This window comes from Vibrio variabilis, assembly GCF_003263785.1.
In the GTDB taxonomy this organism is placed as follows: Bacteria; Pseudomonadota; Gammaproteobacteria; order Enterobacterales; family Vibrionaceae; genus Vibrio; species Vibrio variabilis.
The window spans coordinates 206,087-225,376 of sequence record NZ_JYJK01000007.1; the positions used below are offsets into that span (position 1 = coordinate 206,087).

Sequence of the window (19,290 nt, forward strand, 5' to 3'; positions counted from 1 at the left end):
CTAAAGTATTTATAATTTACGCCGTTAATACCTACACAAAGGATTAACGGCGTTATTTTTTATATGAAGACCAAACTAAAAACCCTCGCTTTACTCGTAACTACTGCAACGGCATCAAGCCAACTCGCAGCGTCGACGCTTTCGATCGATGCAAGAGGAGATGCAATGGGGGCACGGGTGTTGTGTCTGCTTCATATTTAACCGCACCTTTCTATAACCCGGCTTTAACGGCCATTTACCGCCGCAATGACGATGCTGGGATGTTAGTACCAACCTTGGCATTAATTACGATGATCAAGACAACCTCTTAGACAAAGTCGACGATGCATTCAGTGCAGCTGACCGCAATGACGCGGCAGCCACTCAAGCAGCATTGCAAGCGTTAGATGGTACGCAAGCGAAAGTCGATTTTGGTGGTGCTGTTGCATTTGGCCTTCCAAATCGATTTGTTGCGGCGAACGTATTTGGTAAAGCTTACGTTGAAAACGTTGCAACGCCTGATATCGCTCCCGATCAGGGTGACCCTGTCACACAGGCGCAAAAGACCGCAATCAAAACTGCTTCTGTTGCTGTAACAGAACTAGGGATATCATTAGCGAAATACCAAACCTTGCTTGGCCAGCACTTCTCATTTGGAATTTCGCCGAAATTGCAGAGAATCTACACCTATACCAGTGTGAACTCACTTCAAGATTTTAAGTTTGACAACATTCGAGAGGACTCAACAGGTGAAACCGCGTTTAACTTGGATGCTGGTGCCTTGTGGTTTCATGGCCCGTTCCGTGCTGGTATCTCTGCAAGAAACATGCTTTCAAGAACAATTGATACCAAAAGTGGCTTCGTAACAGTAGGCGGGCGTGATGTCGCCTATGGCTACCAATACCAGTTACAGCCGCTCTATACGGTAGGTGCTGGCTTCATTGCTGACTATTTCCAGCTATCGGTGGACTATGATTTGAATAAAGAGAAAAAATTCACTCAGTTTGATGACGATGTACAAATGTTCCGTGCCGGTATTGAGGTCGACTTAGTTCGTCAAATACAGTTAAGGGGAGGGTATCACAAAAACCTCGCTCGAGATTCTGAAGGAACACTAACGGCTGGTATTGGACTAAGTCCACTTAATCTGTTTGAACTTTCTGTTGCAGCAAGCTATACATCTCCTCAAGCGATGGGAGCATCAGTCAATTTTCTTGCAACCTACTAATCTAAATCCCTTGCGCTTAACTTGAATTCGTCTATAGTCCTCCAATTACTCATGTCCGTAGTAATTGGAGGACTAAATGTTTGATGATTTACCAACACTAAGCCACGAAGAGCAACAAGCGGCCGTCGAAAAAATTCAAGAGCTCATGAAGCAGGGCATCAGTACCGCCCAAGCAATCAAGATAGTAGCGGAAGAAATTCGTGAAGAAATGAGTAATAAAGAAGACCATTAATCGCGAACAGCATAATCAGCCCACCTAAAGGTGGGCTTTTTTGTGCTTGAAATCCATCCATATACAAGTCGAATACTTTGCCTCTGGCGCCCGCACATCCTTTAAATAGATAGGGTATTTATAACGCAATCCATTAAATTCAACGAGTTACAACAGGATAAAACTCTAACGAAGTGCCCAGATATATATTTCGTTGTAATTAAATTACAAGATCGCTTTCAGTGAATTTAAGTGCCAGTGTTTTATGCTGCTTGTGATTTGGAGGATTCAAGGACAGTAGGCGTTTACAAACCTTTTCCTTTTAATGGTTACTATTTTCACTCTGGATGAGAACCTATTAGCTTTCTAGCCAGCTAAAAGAACCAGTCCAAGTAAACACCTTTAATTACGCTGTAACTTTTACGTTTGATTGCACGTTGTTTGGTTTTTATTTCTGAGTCGATCAAGGCTTTTAAATTGGTTTAGGAGGACACGAACGAGTCGTTTCTGAACGGCATCTAAAGTTACGATGTCACTTGAGTTTATTAGAAGAAGTACTAACGCACTATAACTCAGCGTGCCAATTGCTTGTTTAAAACAGTTAGAGGTGATTGTGAGATAGAACTTGAGCATCATATTGACCAAATCCGTCTAGATGTGAGGTGATAGCAACACATCAATCTGCATAAAGCTCTAAGTGACAATGTAACTAACTGTGCCGAAGCTATCAGTCCATTCATGGCTTCAACAGCGTTCGTGAAACGATTTATCGTGTTGCACCAAAGAAAGAAAATGGCTCAGAAAACAACGCACGTTTTATGGCAAAAGGTATTGGTGTTGGATCAACATCAGTAGTAACGAGCTACTCGCCAAGATGCTGTATACCATGTCCGTCATGGAAGTCGGTCGCAATTGCAGTGTTGCGGATGCAATGCAAAGAGTGCAGCGTGCAACTGGCATGACCAAAACTGAAATCGTTCAACGTGTTACAGTGGGCGTTACCGTTGCCTTTAAAACGGTGGTCATTTTTGCTAACCACTATAAGCTCGAAACAGTTGCTTTAGTAAGCGCCTGACATGTCGAGTAGAGATATTCAAAATATCAGCAGCGTCGATTTGTCGTAAGCGTTTTTCTCGCACACCCGTCAGGACTTTGAATCGATTAATCTCGTGATTACTCATAGCAATTAACTCCTCATAAGCTAACTACGAATTAAGCTTAGGAGGACATTTTAAAGTTGCTCAAACCGGACATTACTATATTGCTCTTACAATCTCACTTCGCATTATGTATATTATGTTAAATAAAGCATGGCTGAGCTTAAATTAATTCCCTTATTAGCTCCCCTATGTCACAAAACTTTCCCAATTTAACCATAACGATGATTTACCATAAAATACCTAATAACCACATTATCTTAATCTACGATTTAGATAATGTGGTTTTAGATACACAAAAGCCAGCACCTAAACTGTACTGGCTTTTGTTTTATTCTGGTGTCATTAACCGCCGGCTAACTTAACTGTGTAGCCTTTCTTTTCAAGTGCGGCTTTGATCTTGTCTCGAGCATCGCCTTGGATCTCGATGTTGCCGTCTTTTACTGAGCCGCCACAGCCACAAACTTTTTTAAGTTCAGCTGCAAGTAGCTTGAGCGGCGCATCATCTAGGTCTAAGCCTGTGATGATCGAAACTCCTTTTCCTTTACGGCCTTTAGTCTGTTTTTGGATTCGAACAATGCCATCGCCTTTTGGACGCTCTGGCTTTTGTTTTTCTTCTTTGATACGGCCTGTTTCCGTTGAGTATACGAGAGTCATATTATTTCTTTGCTAGTTCGGCTTTCTTTTTTGCAATTAGGTACGCCTCTATATGTCTTTGTATAGCAAGCTTACCACCTTTGATAAGTTTACCATTAAACATGCAGTACCAGGCGTTGTTTTCACCTGTATCGTTACGAATAGTAAAACCGTTGAAGCTTTCTTGCGCGCCTTTCGCGGGCGCTTTTTCGGAACGTGAAGCCAATGTAGCCGGGTCAATGATTGACGCGGTATCACACCACCAGTCAATGCTCTTCTTTACAGCAGCAAGAGTGCCCTGTAACTCACGGTTTTTAATAGTGACTTTCCATGTTTGATTGGAAGAGCCGATAGATTTTAGGGTAAACCCTCGATAACTCGCTAGAGCCATAAAGACTTTTCTCTTGTATCGTTGTTGTATCACTGTTCACGTGACATGTTATCAGGTATTGTAAGTCAATCAATTAAGTTATAGTGCATTAGTATGAAAAAAGACATCCCGAAAATAGCAGAACCTGACGAAGCTAACAGATTTAAAGGGTTGCTACGCTCATCAATTGGTTCTCAAGAGTTTGCTGACATGACTGCTAATTGTTACTCACGTAGTACAAATCTGGCGATGTCGAAAGACTGGCGCACTTTCAATGAGTTTTGTCAGCGACATCGTCATCCCTCATTACCCGCTACAGAAGCTACATTACTTGAATTTATCGAGCATACAAGGCAAACCAAAAAATTCAGTAGCGTTAGACGTTACCTTGTCACTATATCTTTGGTTCACTATCTATTTGATTATAAAGACCCTACTCGCTCGCGTCAGGTAGGATTGGTGATGAATCAGTTAAAAATAGCCAGCTACACGAAAGTCAAACAAACCACTCCTTTTACTTCTGAACATTTAGCCGAACTCCATAAACTCTTGTCTTCCAGCGATGAAAAGAAAGACTGTCGTGATTTGGCTATCTACTTTCTATTGTACGAGTGTGCGCTGAAGCGTCGAGATTTAAAGTCATTGACAGCGAGGATATCGCTCAAGATGATGAAAGTTACTGTGTAACAATAGACGATAGACAATATCGGTTAAGCGAGTATGGTGGTGAGAGCATCCAGCGATGGTTAAGCTTTGTTCCCTACTCTGTTTTATTTCGAGCGATTGATAGACACGGCAATATCAGTGATTCGCCGCTCGACGACTCTTCGATACATCGAGTACTGAAACGCGCAAGTCAGTTACTCGGCTTGGATGATACGCTCAGTTTTTCTTCTCAATCAGGGCGTGTTGGTGCGGTTCAAGAATTGTCTCGTGAAGGTTTGAAAATCAGGGAGATACAGGAGTTTGGTCGTTGGGCCAGTCCAGCAATGCCGCTGCAGTACAGCGGCAAAACGTCTTTGTCAGAAGAGCAGAAGTCACTCTTTAAAACAAAGAAAAATCACGATTGATTAAAAGCAGACTCTATACAATCAGTCAAAAACTCTGAAAAAGGTACGCCGGAATGCTCCACCATTTTTGGGAACATGGAAATCGGTGTCATTCCTGGGAATGTATTGACTTCATTTAGGTAGATTTTGTTGTCTTCTGTAAGGAAGAAATCTATGCGAGACAAGTGCTTAAGCTTCATTTGAGTGAAGACTTTACGTGCCGACTCATGAATAACAACGCGCTGCTCATCTGTTAAGTTGGTCGCCTCTACGGTCGTCGTTGAGTGGCTGTCTGCACTGTACTTTTCATCATAGCTATAAAACGCGCCGTCTGGAGCGGTTACTTCACCAGGCTGTGTGATAACCAGTTTGCCCTGGTATTCGTAGGCTGCGACTTCAAGTTCACGTGGCTTCACCGCTTGCTCTACGACAACTTGGTCTGAGTAACCGAATGCGGCATCAATGGCGTTATCAAGTTCGGCCTTATCCGTGACACTGTAACATCCAACCGATGAGCCCTGCTTGGCCGCTTTGACAAACACTTTACCCCACTTATCAAACGCTTGGCTTGCCGCCTGGTGAGAGTTTTCGTCATTTTCAGTCAAGAAAAGGTATGGTGTGTTAGGAATACCTAAGGTGTCGTACCATAACTTCGAGGTGATTTTGTTGAAGCTGTTACTGCTTGCCTCTGGTCCACAACCTAGATACGGGATACCTGCCATTTCAAACAATGATTGAATGTCACCGGTTTCTCCTGGGAATCCGTGAATACAAGGAACGACATAATCGATATCAAGTTTAAGATGTTCTCCCACCAACGCCTTTTGGTTGAGATCTAATACAACGAGATGACCATCGCTGCACGTCCAACCTTCTTTGGTGATTTCAACTCTGGTGACATTAAACTTGGCATTCAGTTTAAGTTGGCTTTCTAGATAGTTCGCAGAGACGAGAGAGACTTCATGTTCAGCAGAGCCGCCGCCACATAGAAGTAGGATATTCAGTTTTGACATCTTAAGCTTGTCCTTGGATTGCTTTCAAAGAATCATAAACGATTGAACAGCAAGATTCAGTTCTAAATCTGTTAAATTTGCCATTTATTCACTCGGATGAGCAGTTTACATACAAAAATGCCCAGTGCATCTAAGCACTGGGCATCTTGGGTATTCATTTTACTAATTAAGCTTGCTCAATGTTGGGTAGTCGGACTTTTTGATCTTGTCGATGCTGCGAACGAAAGGTTTTAAGTCTTGGAATTCTTGAGGTAAAGTTTTGATTGCCTGCTGCGCTTTCACTTTAGTAGCAAAGTCTCCGTAAAGTAGTGCGTACCATTTAGTGCCATTCACCACTTTATAGTTTTGCCAAACTGGTTGGCTGCTCTTAGGTAGCTTATTCGCAAAACCGGTTACTTTATCTTGACTACCTACGGCAACAACTTGAATCGTATACCCGAAGCGAACGTTCTGCTCTGCTTGTTTTTTAGACGGCGGGACAATCTTGACCACTTTATTGTCCTGAGCAGGCTTCGCTTTCACTGGGGCTGCTTTTTGTTTAGTTGCAGTGGATGCTGTTTGAGTCGATGCTGCTTGGGCTTTTGCAGGCTGATTTTCTGCTTTTTGACTCTTCGCTACTTTTTCTGAATCAGCATTTGCAGCTGCTGTTGTCGCGACCGCAACTGGCGCAGCCGTTGTTGCTACCGGTTGATAGTCTTCACGATAACTTTCTGACTTCACTTCTGCTGTGAAATCACCAGACGAACAAGCTGCCAACATGGTAGCTAAGCTCACTATTACCACTTTCTTCATCGTATCACTGCCTGAATTAACTTTTGTCTATCCTTTATCAGACAGGAATGTCATCTATCGATGGTTCCAGTACCCTGTCCTAACTACCTGTGACATGTTACACAATAATTGAGGCACAGCAATACGTTATGTCTAAATTTAAGAGCAAACCAACTTTAATCGATTCAAAGCTAGTCTAGTATTGTTGAATAATGCATCTTATGCCCAATACTCGACCGCTCAGGGAGACGCTATGTCGTTGGATACACTATTTAAACCCAGTTCTATTGCCGTAATCGGAGCATCTCGTCAACCGAATCGTGCAGGTAGCGTCGTTATTAAGAACCTCCTTATGGGCGGGTATCAAGGGACTATTTTGCCGGTTCACCCTAAACACAAGTCCGTTAATGGGATCCTTTGCTATCGCTCAGTCAGTGAATTGCCGCTGGTTCCAGACATTGCCATTCTGTGTACGCGAGGAGATAGAAATGTCGACTTGATTAACGACTTGGCTGTCGCTGGGGTGAAAGTCGCGATCATAATGGCATCGGACATGTCAGTTCCTTATGACAGCGAAAATACGATAGAACAAACTTGCTTGCGCATCGCTCAGCAAGCGGGCATGAAAATTGTCGGACCAAATAGCCTTGGGGTATTACTGCCTTGGCAACACTTTAACGCCTCGTTTTCACCCGTCGATTGTCTTCCAGGTAAATTGGCATTCATTTCCCAGTCTTCGGCCGTCTGCACAACAATTCTAGATTGGGCGAATGATAAAAATATTGGCTTCTCAGCATTCATCTCCATCGGCAATGGTAGCGATGTGGATTTCGATGACATTCTCGATTATTTATCTCGGGACAGTAAAACGGAAGCCATCTTGCTTTATGTTGACTCCATTCGAGATGCAAGGCGGTTTCTCTCAGCAGCTCGAGCCGCTTCTCGTAATCGACGTATTTTGGTTCTTAAAGCCGGTCGGCACACAGCCGGTACTATGGCGCAATCTAACCAACCTTCACGGTCTTTCGATATCGTGTATGACTCAGCAATTCAAAGAGCAGGTATGCTGCGGGTAAACAATACTCATGAACTGTTTGCTGCGGTAGAAACGCTCACTCATTCTGTTCCACTGAGAGGCGAACGCTTGGCCATTATTACCAATGGCATGGGGCCTGCATTAATGGCGCTCGACACGCTCGCTGATAAAGGAGGCAGTTTAGCCCAACTATCAGCGAATACGATCGACGAGTTAGATAAAATATTGCCGGTGAACTGGCCAAAGTCGAATCCTGTCGATTTAGGCGGCGATGCAACATCCGCACGATATTGCCAAGCAATACAACGAATCCTAGACAGTGAAGACATTGACGCACTGCTGATCATGCACAGCCCATCAGCAACTGCCGAATCCTCACAAACTGCGCGTGAAGTTATTGAAACCATTCACGCTCACCCCAAAGCAAAACGCTTTAATATTCTGACGAACTGGTCTGGCGAAGCAACAGCAAAAGAGGCACGCCTTCTGTTTACGCGCCAAGGGATACCCACCTATCGAACCCCCGAAAGTGCGGTGACGGCGTTCATGCACCTTGTCGAGTACAGACGAAATCAATGGCAACTTATGGAAACGCCGACGACAACAGATTCTTATTCAACAGAACAACTCGACAAAGCACACGAATGGCTAGCGACTCAAATCGGGACATTACCAGAGGCGAGTGGCTCTTCATCATTGGAATCTCATGTCTGTGAACAACTATTTGGCTTGCTTAATTTACCGACACTCCCGACATGGCTTGCACACGACCCAAGCGAAGCTATTCACTTAGCCGATGATATTGGCTATCCCGTTGCAGTAAAACTTCGCTCTCCTGATATCGCCCATAAATCTGATATCCACGGCGTCATGCTCAATCTAAAAGATGCGCAAGAAGTATCTAACGCTGCTCAGTCTATTCTTGATCGTACGCGTCTCTCCTACCCTGACGCACGTATAGAAGGGTTGACTGTTCAGCAAATGGCGAAGGTTGCCGGTGGTCAAGAAATACGAGTCAAAGTGCTTAGCGACCCAACATTTGGTCCGGCGATTTTTATTGGGCAAGGGGGTTCGGAATGGAACATCGAGCGTGAAGCCGTCACAGCGTTACCGCCTTTAAATATGGCGCTAGCCCGTTACCTTATTATTAATGCGATTAACAAAGGAACACTTAAGTTCCAACAGTCCCCCAATGCGATCAATCTTGCCAAACTGGCGGGATTCCTAGTAAAGATCTCTCAGATCGTAGTGGCCTGTCCAGAAATACATGAACTGGATATCCATCCACTACTTCTTAATGGCGATGACATTACCATACTCGATGCCTCCGTCGTCATCCAGCGCTTTGACGGAGAACCGCAATCCAGACTCGCGATCAGGCCATACCCAACCGAGATGGAACAGACATTAACGCTGCGTGATGAGACTCAAGTTTTATTGCGCCCCATTCGTCCGGAAGATGAGCCTTACCACGCGGATTTTATCAATAACGTCACCAAAGAAGATCTCTACAAACGGTTTTTCTCTGATGTTGGAGAGTTCAATCATGAAGCACTCGCGAACCTAACTCAAATCGACTACGACAGGGAAATGGCGTTTGTTGCGGTTGATCTGAGCCACCAAACACCGCACATCATTGGGGTATCTCGAGTACTCGTCACGCCGGATAATAGTGACGCTGAGTTTGCTATCTTGATTCGCTCAGATCTCAAAGGCAATGGACTTGGTCGTATCTTGATGAACAAGGTCATCGATTACTGTAAAAGCAAGCAGACCAAACAAATCTCTGGCATGACGATGCCCACAAACCGAGGCATGCTTACCCTCGCCCAAAAGCTTGGCTTTGAACTCGATGTACAGTTTGAGGACGGAGTCGCTGATATGGTGTTGAGACTTGATTAATTGAAATGATAAAGGGGCAAAAAGCCCCTTATTTTAAGTCCCAAGTCTTAGTGAGGTGACGAATACACCAAGATTTTGCTTCACCAATGTGGTTGCGTTTCCACGCCAGAACCACATCGATGCTACTGACTTCAGTGTCTTTAATCGCTTTGAGCTTCCCTTCAGCTATCAGTTTATCCGCAACTTGTGTTGGCAATGTTCCAATTCCTAATCCGGAAACCAATGCCTCAACTTTTGCGTCTAAATTAGACACTGTTAACCGGGGCTGCTTCTCTAAAATGTTGACGCTTAATGCTGGCTGCTCGCGAGCGGTATCGGCAATGGCAATCACTCGGTATTTGCTACGCGCTTCACTATCAAACTCACCATTACGTTTATGTACATAGTGATCTGTTGCGGCAACCCATGTCATCGACATTTCACCAAGACGCTGCGCTTTAACTCCTTGCGGCAATACTTCTGGCTGTGGACAAACAAGCAAGTCACAACGCCCTTCACTCAACGATTCCCAGCATCCAGCAAGGACTTCTTCCTCTAATTTGACACGTGTTTTGCTGACACTACCTAGCTTATCAACAAGGTCAAAAAAGTTAGCAACCGGGATAATGCTGTCGTAAGCAATGGTTAAATCGACTTCCCAGCCATTGGCGAGCAACCTTGCTTCATTAATCATGCTCTCCGTTGCCTGAAGAATGACTCGACCTCTTTCTAGAATCAATTTTCCAGCATCAGTCAGTGTCGCTTTGTGGCCAGAGCGATCGAAAATCATAATATCCAAGTCTTGCTCAAGCTTCTGCATTTGATAACTGAGCGATGACGTAGCGCGGTCGAATTCAGCCGCGGCTGCGGCAAATGAACCTCTTCTCTCAATGGCATCCAGAATGGTTAACGCTTCCAATGTAATCGACACCGACATTTCTGTTCCTTATCACCGACAATTTGGTGGGTATTGTCTAACTGTCTGTCAGTGATAGCAAAACTTAACGAGTTATACAAGGTGAACAATTTTTGCACGCCCGGTCAACTATTTTAACGATAATAATAGTAATTATCATTTAGATCTGTATTATCACATCCGCATCCTCTAAAGGCATTACTCACATTTTTATTTATGGATTAAATTGATGTACCAGTTTCCCTTCAAAAGACAACTCATCGCTACTTCAGTATTACTGGCCTTTGCACCACAACTATACGCAGAAATTGACGCTAAGTCCTATGACGACGTGGTTGTCGTTTCTGGCACAAAAACACCTCAAGCCTACTCTGATGTGTCAACGTCCATTAGCAAAATCTCAAGTGATGAATTTGAGAAAAATATGGCGGGCGATATTAAACAAGCAGTGAAATATCTACCTGGTGTTGAAGCGGAAGGCAGTGGACGGTTTGGTCTTTCAGGTTTCAACATTCGCGGTATGAACGGATCTCGAGTCAAAATTATGGTTGATGGCGTTCAACAACCTGTTGGCTATAACCCTGGTGCGGGAGAGCAGCGTAAATATCCCAATGCCATTGAAGTCGACACGCTGGCAACGATTGAGGTCAATAAGGGCGCGTCTTCGTCCCTGTTTGGATCAGACGCGGTAGCTGGTGCAGTTGTGATGAGAACCAAAAACCCCGACGACGTACTGGTCACAGATGACAATGAGCACCGTTTTGGGATCAAAACCGGTTACAGCTCGGCAGACGAGAACTTCAAGACCACAGGAACTTGGGCAATGCGCCAAGACAAGCTAGAAACATTGCTCATGCTAACGTATGCAGATGGCTCTGAAACCAAAACTCATGGTAGCGGCGCGAATGTGGTTGGCGAGCAACGAGGTGCCGCCAACCCTGCGAGCAAAAGGCTAGGAAATGTTCTAGCGAAAGCGTACTACCAAGTCAATGATCAACATCGTATTGGGCTTACGGGTGAGTACTACAATTACTCACATAAAGAAGATGAACTCTCCTACTACGGCATTAGCATTCCAATGGGCCCGATGGATTTCACCTACAACTCAAGAAATACATCAGATGAAAACAAACGATTCCGACTCGGGTTTGAGCACCAGTGGCAAATCAATAGCGCGTTCGCTGATGGTTTCGACTGGTCGGTTAATTATCAAGATAGTCGTAGCCTGAATAAAAACTTTGACAACACTAACCTGTACGGCGACCGACTAAGACAACGCGATGCTCAAGATAGCTCTTGGCTATTTGATGCGAAACTTAACAAGCAGTTGGATTACGACAGTCATTATCACCTACTTACCTATGGTACGAGTTACAAAGACAATCGTTTTCAACTGAATAACGATGACTACAAACAGACTGGCAGTGCTGTAGGATCGACCGGTGTACCCGATGCGACTACCACAAACTTTGGATTATTCATTGACGATCAGATCTTCTTGCTCAATGAACAACTGGTCTTGAACGCAGGGTTACGTTACGACAGCTTCAAGACGGATCCAAAACAAAGCGACGGCTATAGCAATGAAGTCAGTGCCTACCAAGATGATGACTTTTCGGCAAAACTGGGCGCAGTTTACCACCTAAGCCAACAATACAGTGTATTTGGTCAGGTGAGCCAAGGCTTTAAAGCCCTACCGTTCACGATCTTTATTACACCTATAACCAGGGCGCAATTATACAAGCCAACCCGAATCTAACATCTGAACGCAGCACATCTTATGAGCTCGGTTTTAGAAGCCAGTCCAAAAATGCTACGTATGAATTGGTTGGTTTCTACAATCAATATACTGATTTTATCTCTCAAAAAGATCTAGGAACGGATCCTGACAGCGGTAAAGAAGTGTACACCATGGTTAACTTAGACAACGTTGATATTCGCGGCGTTGAGTTTTCAACCAATGTCGCCCTCGATGAATGGTTAGGTGCACCTCAAGGCCTGTATTCTCGTTTTTCTTTGACCTACACCGACGGTGAAGACAAGTCTACTGGCGAACAACTCGACACCATTACTCCGGTTCGTTCCGTACTTGCACTTGGTTATGACAATACGGCTAACAATTGGGGATTATTGAGCTCGCTAACAATGGCGAGCCGAAAAACGGATTGGCAGGACAGAGACGCAGAAGCGGACAAAAAGAACGTAGATGCACCAGGTTATGCGGTTGTCGACCTCACCGCTTATTACCGTCCAATGCAGGATCTTACCTTACGCGCTGGCCTGTTTAACGCATTTGACACTAAGTATTGGCTGCATGATGACTTAAGATCAAAGACGGTCGTGCCAGGGTCAATGTCTCCAAAAAACTATGACCTCTATACCCAACCGGGCAGAAACTGGTCTGTTACCTTAGAGTACTTGTTCTAGTCAGTGAATGGCCTGTGGTAAAAAAGCAACACTCGAAAGGAAAAAGCGCCGACTCATGTTAATGAATCGGCGCTTTTCTATGCTTAGGTAACATACCTTGCTGAGGCAGTTATGCGACGTGCGCTTTCATTCCTTTAGGCGCTGGCGTAATGCTGTCACGGTAGCTGAACCACAAATAGCTCACGGCAATGATGTAGAACAGATAAGACAGAGCAAATACGATTGGTGAGGTGATCAAATCGTTTGAAATACTTAAACCTACCCCTACCACAGTAACTGTGAGTTTCGCAATCGTACCTAGAAGTAACAGTCCCATAGCAAATTGTGGGAAACGTGTGCTCGCAAATGCGATCATGTAACACGCGCCAACAGCCAAAGAAGCAATAGATAAACCAAGGAGATAAGAGTGAATGTGATCTGCGGCTGCGTAACCTGCTCCAAGAGAGACACCGAGCAACATTAGAATTTTGGTCATGAACATACGTCACCTCAACAAATAATCAAAAACGTGTTTGAAATGTCCATTTTCAATTTTGAAATCTCATTTTTCCTGTATTGTGATTCCTTATTGACGACATTTCAAGCTTACTTTTTGACCATTTTTAGGGCGCATTTCATACATTCATTTCTCGTTACAATTAGACAACAATCGAAAATATAGATCGCCTTGAGCAACAGTATGTTACGTATTTTACTGTCGAGTAAAATCATATTGTAACAATGTATTTACAATTCGCTTTTTTTTAATATTTGCCAATTTTGTGATCCCACAACCCAAGCCAATAATTCACACGTCAAATTAATATCAAATTTACACTTTTGTTACATCAATAAGTTAATTGAATTAATTCGGAAAAATCGATTCCAATTGTAGGAATATTGGTTATAATCCGCGCTCCTTTGCGGCATCTGTTGATAAACGCAAACTTAATTTGAATGTTTAACCCCCGAACGTTGTTCGACATATCAGAGAACAAAAATGAGCAAGATTGATAAAGCTATGCGAATCCTAATTGCAGGATTCTGTATCAACCTTTGTCTTGGCATCCTGTATGCTTGGAGTGTATTTAACAAAGCCCTAGTAAGTGAATGGGGTTGGAGTGCAGCAGACGCGTCATCTCCTTACGCTATCGCGACCATCACTTTTTCTATCTGCCTTCTTGTGGCTGGCGTACTTCAAGACCGTATGGGTCCACGTAACATCCTTATTTTGGGTGCAACGCTCACTGGCCTTGGCATGATTGCTTCTAGCTTTGCTCAATCGGTAATGATGCTTAACATTACGTTCGGTATGATCACTGGCGCGGGCATCGGTTTCGGTTACGCATGTCTATCTCCTTCTGCAATGAAGTGGTTCCATCCTTCTAAGAAAGGCATGGTTAATGGCCTTATCGCAGCGGGCTTTGGTCTAGCAGCAGTATACCTAGCTCCCCTAACCTCTTCTCTGATCGGTTCTATGGGTATTAGCTCTGCATTTATGGTACTAGGTGTTGGCGTTCTTATCATTGCTGTTCCACTTGCGGCTACGATCAATAACCCACCAGCAGGTTATCAACCACAAGAGCCAAAAGTAAAAGCAGGTCAAGCACCGGTACAAGTTAAGAAAGCGGCCGACATTAGCTGGAAAGCAATGCTAAAAACGCCTCAGTTCTACTCTCTATGGGTAATGTATGCGTTCGCAGCAGCTGCTGGTCTGATGATCATTGGTAACATCACCAACATTGCAAGCGTACAAGCTAACCTACCGAACGCAGTTTACTTGGCTTCTCTGCTTGCTATTTTTAACTCTGGCGGTCGTATCGCAGCAGGTATCCTGTCTGACAAGATCGGCGGCGTACGTACACTAATGCTCGCGTTCATCCTTCAGGGGATGAACATGGTACTGTTCTCAACGTTTACTTCTGAGTTCATGTTGATCATCGGTACTGCAGTTGCTGCCGTTGGCTACGGTACACTACTAGCGGTATTCCCATCACTAACCGCTGAGTACTACGGCCTTAAGAACTACGGTACCAACTACGGTGTGCTTTACACGTCTTGGGGTATCGGCGGCGCGATTGGTGCAGCTATCGTGGGTTACTCAATGACTCATGGTGGTGGTTACAACCTAGCGTACACAATTTCTGCGGTTATGATGGGCGTATGTATCGTACTTTCGCTTGTGACTAAACCGATTTCTGAAGAGAAAGCAGCTGAGCTGAAAACAGCTTAATTCCCTTGCTTTTAAAGTACCATCACATCGAAGCCTGACGATTCATCGTCAGGCTTTTTTTGTCAATTCAGTACATTATTGGGGCGCTGTTTAGGATTTATAGTTGGAAAATTATCGAGTTATCAATGAAAATTAGCGTTATGCAAAAGGAAAAACTCGCACCATGCGATGCATTGAGAGCACAATATGACACTAAAACGATTTTCACTCACCCTGCTGATCCTGTTTTTTTCAGGATGTGCCACTTACGCAGGGCTCAATTATGACCAGCTATTTGGTACACCAGAAGTAAGAGAACGTACCGTTCCTGTCTCGTCCCCGAATCAGACTTCTTTCTCTCTGAAGTCAAGCCTATCATCGACAATCGCTGTGTCGTTTGCCATGCCTGCTACGACGCCCCCTGTCAGTTAAAACTTTCTTCCGTTGATGGTATTGATCGTGGCTCAAGCAAAGAGCTTGTTTATCAAGGCACCCGTCTGACTGCATCGCAGCCTACTCGTCTATTTGAAGACGCTCAGACCACTGCAGAGTGGAGAGAATTAGGGTTTATCCCAGTACTTAATGAGCGCGAGCAATCTCTGTCTGGCAACTTAGATGCAGGCTTGGTTGCTAGGATGCTGACACAAAAAGCACGCCACCCGCTGCCGGAAACGGCTCAACTTGAAGGATTTGATTTTTCCATCGATCGCACCCAGGTTTGCCCAACGATTGAAGAATATGATGCCTACGAAGCCGATTACCCGCTCTGGGGTATGCCTTACGGTATGCCTGGCATTACCAACACTGAGTACCAAACGCTAATTTCATGGCTAGGTAGTGGCGCAAAAATGAATGCACCACTGCCACTCACAGAGGAAGAGCAAAGCCTCGTCAATGAATATGAAACGCTGCTCAATCACGATGATTTAAAAAACCAGCTGACGGCAAGGTATATCTATGAGCACCTCTATCTCGCTCACCTCTATTTCTCAGAGGTGGAAACCGAGCGACGCTTTTTTACTATCATTCGTTCTACGACACCGCCTGGTAAACCTATAGATAGGGTCGTGACTCGACGACCTTATGATGCCCCGGGTGTTGACCGTGTCTATTACCGCCTCGTTCCAGTAAGAAGCACAATTGTAGATAAAACCCACATGCCTTTTGCTCTTAACACACAAAGGCTCGAGTCTTGGTATCAATGGTTCATTAAACCTAGCTATGAGGTGAAAACCCTTCCTAGTTATGATATCGCTGTCTCGGCTAACCCAATGACGGCATTTAAAGATCTTCCGGTGAACGCACGCTTTAAGTTCATGCTCGATAATGCTCAGAATACGATCATGGCCTACATTAAGGGGCCTGTGTGTCGCGGTCAGCTAGCTCTGAACGTCATTAATGATCGTTTTTGGGTGTTCTTCCTCGACCCAGACAAGGCAGACTTACCAGAAGTGAATGAGTTTTATCAGCAGCAAGCTGACAACTTGAAGTTGCCAAGTGAGCTAGAAAGCAATACGGTTCCAATTACTAACTGGGTGAAATACGCAAATCAACAAACTCGCTATCTAGAAGCAAAATCCGAGTTCATGAATAAATGGTTTGAAGGTGGCAAGCACCTGACGACCGACGTACTTTGGACCGGCAATGGAGAGAATCCAAACGCAGCGCTGACGGTTTTCCGTCATTTCGATAGTGCCTCTGTCGTTCAAGGTATGGTGGGCACGCCGCCTAAGACAGCCTGGATCCTTGATTACGCTCTCTTAGAGCGTATCCATTACTTGCTGGTGGCTGGTTTTGACGTCTATGGTAACTTTGGCCATCAATTGATCACTCGCATGTTCATGGACTTCTTGCGAATGGAAGGTGAAAGTAACTTCTTAGCCCTATTGCCAAATACGGTTCGTCACCAAGAGTTCAGCAGTTGGTATCAAGAGCAAAGCCCACAATTTAGTGAGTTTTTACAGCGCAATATCAAACCGTTCAGCCAACCTACCCAAGAGCTTTATTTAACCCAGGACTATAAACAAGAGTTGTATGGTAAATTGCAGACCAAACTCCAGCCAATACTTCACGACCGATTTAAAATCGTCAACACGGGTTTGTCTGAGAAAAACGAAGCATTGCTTCGCAGTATTGACGATATCAGAGGAGAAGGACTGCAAACCGTGCCTCAAATCGTAATGGTGATGATTGAAGCGGAGAATGGTAATCAACAACTGTTTACCCTGCTTCATAATAATGCACACATCAACATCTCAAGCTTGTTCTCTGAAGAGAAGAATCGCGATTATAAAAACGATGACCTCACCTTTGTTCGAGGTGTGATCGGTAGTTACCCCGGCGCGTATCTAAGTCTCAAAGAGTCAGAGATCGAAAATTTTGTCGTTGCACTGCAAAATATCAACGGCGAAGAGGACTATGTAAAACTGCTCGACAATTATGCAGTTAGACGTAGTTCTCCAGATTTTTGGCAATTTAGCGACCAAGTTCATGAGTTTTACCAGCGCACTCAACCTATCGAATTCGGGCTGTTGGACTATAATCGGTTTGAGAACAGATGAGTGCTCGTGGGAACGCTTAGGAGGTGTAAGATGAGCATTAGAGATAGCATTGAAGCCATCGAGCAACAGATCTATGTTGCCTGTTCAGACGGTGACTACGAGACCGTCAATATGTTGGAACACCAACTCGAACACTTGAGAGGACTCTCTAACAAAGGGGTTGATGAAGATCCCTATGCAGTTGAACACCGAACCTATTTTGATGATGAGTGGTAACGTTTAATCCAACTGTAGAACGAAAAGGGCTCACACGGAGCCCTTTTTCTTGTTTGGCGTATTTTTTACTCACAAGCTCGTTAATGGTCAAAAAAGTAGCGAAAATCAATGAGCTGTATATTCATACAGCACTAGCTGTTTAGGATACGCCTTAAACGATTAACAGATTGCTGTCTTGACTGAATTAAAAGCTCTAGGACGGAAAGCAATCGCCCAATATGATCATCGGCAGTTTCGATAGCAAGGCAGATTTCAAAGAGTTGCGTTAAACCCAGGGCCGCTGCGCTACCTTTGAGTTTATGAGCCAATGCTTTAACTTCTCGCCCATCATCCGTTTGCGCTGCGTTTTCTAGTTCTTCGATGATCTGCTGACTTGATTCCACAAACGCATCAACAATTTTCTTCACTCGGTCATGACCTAATATCGATAAGTCATCACGTAGCACTTTTTCATCAATAATCGTCGATTCTTCCAACGTCTCTAACTCTGTTTGGGAAGGCTGACTTTCCGACGCCAAATAGGTTGTCACTTTATGGGCAAGATGCTGCTGTATTGTGTCTCGCAGATCTTCTCTATCGACCGGCTTTGGAAGGTATCCGTCAAACCCCGCCTCTAAGTAAGATTCTACCTCTTCGTTAAATACATGAGCGGATACCGCAATCATAGGTGTCTTTTGCTTCGTAGCTTTGGAAGCTTCTATTTGTCTGAATGCTTTTAATAAATCAACACCACTACAGTCTGGCAAGTTAATGTCCACCAGCGCAATATCAAAATCGTGCTCGGCAAACATAACCTTGGCATCTTCTCCAGTTTCCGCAGCGATCACATGATGCCCCATATTCACCAGAAAGCCTTCTGCAACCATGAGATTCACTGCGTTATCTTCTATCAAGAGCACGCGACCGTTTACGGTTTCAGAGCCACCAATAGGCGTTGTAATCTCTTGCCCTTCAAGTGCACATTGCTCCAATGGAATCACAAACCAAAAACGACTCCCTTCACCAAGATAAGAATCAACGTAGATCTCCCCATTCATCGCGTGGACAAGCCTTTGGCTTATTGCTAGACCGAGCCCAGTGCCACCAATGGTGCTGTGACCATTTTCTGCCTGAGTAAAGGCCTCAAACAAATTCAATTGATCTTCCGGGCTAATTCCGACACCCGTATCGGAAACCTCGATCATCACACATGTTTCGTCATCAGGATCCAGAGATACATAGATGTCGACCTGACCAGACGAGGTGAACTTAATCGCATTGCCAACTAAGTTATTAAGCACCTGACTAAGGCGGGTAACGTCACCGCAATAAACATCAGAGACGTCACTTTCAATATGGAAACGAAAATCTAAGTTCTTCTCCAGCGCTTTACCTAGCATTAGCTGATAACAATCTTGCACCATCCGATAGAGATCAAATGGTTTGTTTCTAATCTCAAGGTGACCCGCCTCTATTTTCGAGTAGTCCAAAATATCATTGAGGATTGCGAGTAAGTTCTGACCACTGCGGTTGATTACCTGCAAGTAATTGCGCTGCTGAGCATTCAGTGGCGTATCTTCCATCAAGGCAGCGGTGCCGAGCACCCCATTCATCGGGGTCCGGATCTCATGACTCATGGTCGCAAGAAATGCAGATTTAGCACGGCTTG

Annotated in this window: 14 protein-coding genes and 3 pseudogenes; 10 read left to right on the forward strand and 7 right to left on the reverse strand. The window is 44.4% G+C overall.

The window, feature by feature from the left end:
• The first annotated feature begins 63 nt into the window (after window positions 1-63).
• The 3 genes and pseudogenes from TZ48_RS02000 (at window position 64) to TZ48_RS02010 (ending at window position 2,493) form a co-directional block, all read left to right on the forward strand.
• Window positions 64-1,207, forward strand: a pseudogene (locus tag TZ48_RS02000) (conjugal transfer protein TraF).
• Between the two features lie 76 nt (window positions 1,208-1,283).
• Window positions 1,284-1,439 carry a YoaH family protein gene (locus TZ48_RS02005; protein WP_112478062.1) on the forward strand — a complete coding sequence of 52 codons (156 nt, stop codon included), beginning with the start codon at window positions 1,284-1,286 and terminating at the stop codon, window positions 1,437-1,439.
• An 853-nt stretch (window positions 1,440-2,292) separates the two neighbouring features.
• A complete protein-coding gene (locus tag TZ48_RS02010) occupies window positions 2,293-2,493 on the forward strand; it encodes a hypothetical protein (RefSeq protein WP_162674453.1) in 201 nt (66 codons plus the stop codon).
• Window positions 2,494-2,920: 427 nt separating this feature from the next.
• Here TZ48_RS02010 and yciH read toward each other — a convergent pair whose 3' ends face one another.
• Entirely contained in the window at window positions 2,921-3,232 is a 312-nt protein-coding gene (gene yciH, locus TZ48_RS02015; protein ID WP_042495943.1) for a stress response translation initiation inhibitor YciH, read from the reverse strand.
• A gap of 1 nt (window position 3,233) precedes the next feature.
• The gene (locus TZ48_RS02020; RefSeq protein ID WP_112478064.1) at window positions 3,234-3,602 is read right to left on the reverse strand and encodes a DUF3319 domain-containing protein; all 369 of its coding nucleotides are present in this window, start codon (window positions 3,600-3,602) and stop codon (window positions 3,234-3,236) included.
• 93 nt (window positions 3,603-3,695) lie between these two features.
• Here TZ48_RS02020 and TZ48_RS24280 point away from each other — a divergent pair, with 93 nt between their 5' ends.
• Together TZ48_RS24280 and TZ48_RS24285 are read left to right on the forward strand one after the other, a co-directional pair.
• A complete protein-coding gene (locus TZ48_RS24280) occupies window positions 3,696-4,268 on the forward strand; it encodes a hypothetical protein (protein WP_162674454.1) in 573 nt (190 codons plus the stop codon).
• Window positions 4,269-4,450: 182 nt separating this feature from the next.
• Window positions 4,451-4,651 (forward strand): site-specific integrase, encoded by a 201-nt coding sequence (locus TZ48_RS24285; RefSeq protein WP_162674455.1) that lies wholly within the window; start codon window positions 4,451-4,453, stop codon window positions 4,649-4,651.
• On the opposite strand, the gene TZ48_RS02030 is transcribed toward TZ48_RS24285, so the two are convergent.
• Both TZ48_RS02030 and TZ48_RS02035 read right to left on the reverse strand, forming a co-directional pair.
• Window positions 4,642-5,643: a D-alanine--D-alanine ligase gene (locus TZ48_RS02030; protein ID WP_112478066.1), complete on the reverse strand. Its 1,002-nt coding sequence runs from the start codon at window positions 5,641-5,643 to the stop codon at window positions 4,642-4,644. The two genes, TZ48_RS24285 and TZ48_RS02030, sit on opposite strands and share 10 nt — an antisense overlap.
• 162 nt (window positions 5,644-5,805) lie before the next feature.
• A complete protein-coding gene (locus TZ48_RS02035) occupies window positions 5,806-6,435 on the reverse strand; it encodes an SPOR domain-containing protein (protein ID WP_112478067.1) in 630 nt (209 codons plus the stop codon).
• 232 nt (window positions 6,436-6,667) lie between these two features.
• Between TZ48_RS02035 and TZ48_RS02040 the strand changes: the two genes are divergently transcribed.
• A complete protein-coding gene (locus tag TZ48_RS02040; protein ID WP_112478068.1) occupies window positions 6,668-9,352 on the forward strand; it encodes a bifunctional acetate--CoA ligase family protein/GNAT family N-acetyltransferase in 2,685 nt (894 codons plus the stop codon).
• 28 nt (window positions 9,353-9,380) lie between these two features.
• Here the strand turns inward: TZ48_RS02040 and TZ48_RS02045 are convergent, their stop codons facing one another.
• Complete coding sequence (locus tag TZ48_RS02045; RefSeq protein WP_112478069.1) at window positions 9,381-10,268, reverse strand: LysR substrate-binding domain-containing protein; 888 nt, start codon at window positions 10,266-10,268, stop codon at window positions 9,381-9,383.
• A 208-nt stretch (window positions 10,269-10,476) separates the two neighbouring features.
• On the opposite strand from TZ48_RS02045, the pseudogene TZ48_RS02050 reads away from it, so the two are divergent.
• Window positions 10,477-12,674 (forward strand): annotated as a pseudogene (locus TZ48_RS02050) (TonB-dependent hemoglobin/transferrin/lactoferrin family receptor).
• A gap of 109 nt (window positions 12,675-12,783) precedes the next feature.
• Here TZ48_RS02050 and TZ48_RS02055 read toward each other — a convergent pair.
• Complete coding sequence (locus tag TZ48_RS02055; RefSeq protein WP_112478086.1) at window positions 12,784-13,149, reverse strand: NADH:ubiquinone oxidoreductase; 366 nt, start codon at window positions 13,147-13,149, stop codon at window positions 12,784-12,786.
• A 504-nt stretch (window positions 13,150-13,653) separates the two neighbouring features.
• Between TZ48_RS02055 and TZ48_RS02060 the strand changes: the two genes are divergently transcribed.
• The 3 genes and pseudogenes from TZ48_RS02060 (at window position 13,654) to TZ48_RS02070 (ending at window position 17,642) form a co-directional block, all read left to right on the forward strand.
• Window positions 13,654-14,886 carry an L-lactate MFS transporter gene (locus TZ48_RS02060; protein WP_112478070.1) on the forward strand — a complete coding sequence of 411 codons (1,233 nt, stop codon included), beginning with the start codon at window positions 13,654-13,656 and terminating at the stop codon, window positions 14,884-14,886.
• Window positions 14,887-15,072: 186 nt separating this feature from the next.
• Window positions 15,073-17,426 (forward strand): annotated as a pseudogene (locus TZ48_RS02065) (fatty acid cis/trans isomerase).
• Between the two features lie 30 nt (window positions 17,427-17,456).
• Complete coding sequence (locus tag TZ48_RS02070; RefSeq protein ID WP_112478071.1) at window positions 17,457-17,642, forward strand: hypothetical protein; 186 nt, start codon at window positions 17,457-17,459, stop codon at window positions 17,640-17,642.
• A gap of 131 nt (window positions 17,643-17,773) precedes the next feature.
• Here the strand turns inward: TZ48_RS02070 and TZ48_RS02075 are convergent.
• The coding region (locus TZ48_RS02075; protein ID WP_162674456.1) for an ATP-binding protein at window positions 17,774-19,290 on the reverse strand (1,517 nt) is incomplete at its 5' end.

What these genes read in the sequence shown, in the direction of transcription:
- TZ48_RS02005 (WP_112478062.1), top strand. Translation starts at nt 1,284, where the DNA reads ATGTTTGATGATTTACCAACACTAAGCCACGAAGAGCAACAAGCGGCC.
- TZ48_RS02010 (WP_162674453.1), top strand. Translation starts at nt 2,293, where the DNA reads ATGCTGTATACCATGTCCGTCATGGAAGTCGGTCGCAATTGCAGTGTT.
- yciH (WP_042495943.1), bottom strand. Translation starts at nt 3,232, where the DNA reads ATGACTCTCGTATACTCAACGGAAACAGGCCGTATCAAAGAAGAAAAA.
- TZ48_RS02020 (WP_112478064.1), bottom strand. Translation starts at nt 3,602, where the DNA reads ATGGCTCTAGCGAGTTATCGAGGGTTTACCCTAAAATCTATCGGCTCT.
- TZ48_RS24280 (WP_162674454.1), top strand. Translation starts at nt 3,696, where the DNA reads ATGAAAAAAGACATCCCGAAAATAGCAGAACCTGACGAAGCTAACAGA.
- TZ48_RS02030 (WP_112478066.1), bottom strand. Translation starts at nt 5,643, where the DNA reads ATGTCAAAACTGAATATCCTACTTCTATGTGGCGGCGGCTCTGCTGAA.
- TZ48_RS02035 (WP_112478067.1), bottom strand. Translation starts at nt 6,435, where the DNA reads ATGAAGAAAGTGGTAATAGTGAGCTTAGCTACCATGTTGGCAGCTTGT.
- TZ48_RS02040 (WP_112478068.1), top strand. Translation starts at nt 6,668, where the DNA reads ATGTCGTTGGATACACTATTTAAACCCAGTTCTATTGCCGTAATCGGA.
- TZ48_RS02045 (WP_112478069.1), bottom strand. Translation starts at nt 10,268, where the DNA reads ATGTCGGTGTCGATTACATTGGAAGCGTTAACCATTCTGGATGCCATT.
- TZ48_RS02055 (WP_112478086.1), bottom strand. Translation starts at nt 13,149, where the DNA reads ATGACCAAAATTCTAATGTTGCTCGGTGTCTCTCTTGGAGCAGGTTAC.
- TZ48_RS02060 (WP_112478070.1), top strand. Translation starts at nt 13,654, where the DNA reads ATGAGCAAGATTGATAAAGCTATGCGAATCCTAATTGCAGGATTCTGT.
- TZ48_RS02070 (WP_112478071.1), top strand. Translation starts at nt 17,457, where the DNA reads ATGAGCATTAGAGATAGCATTGAAGCCATCGAGCAACAGATCTATGTT.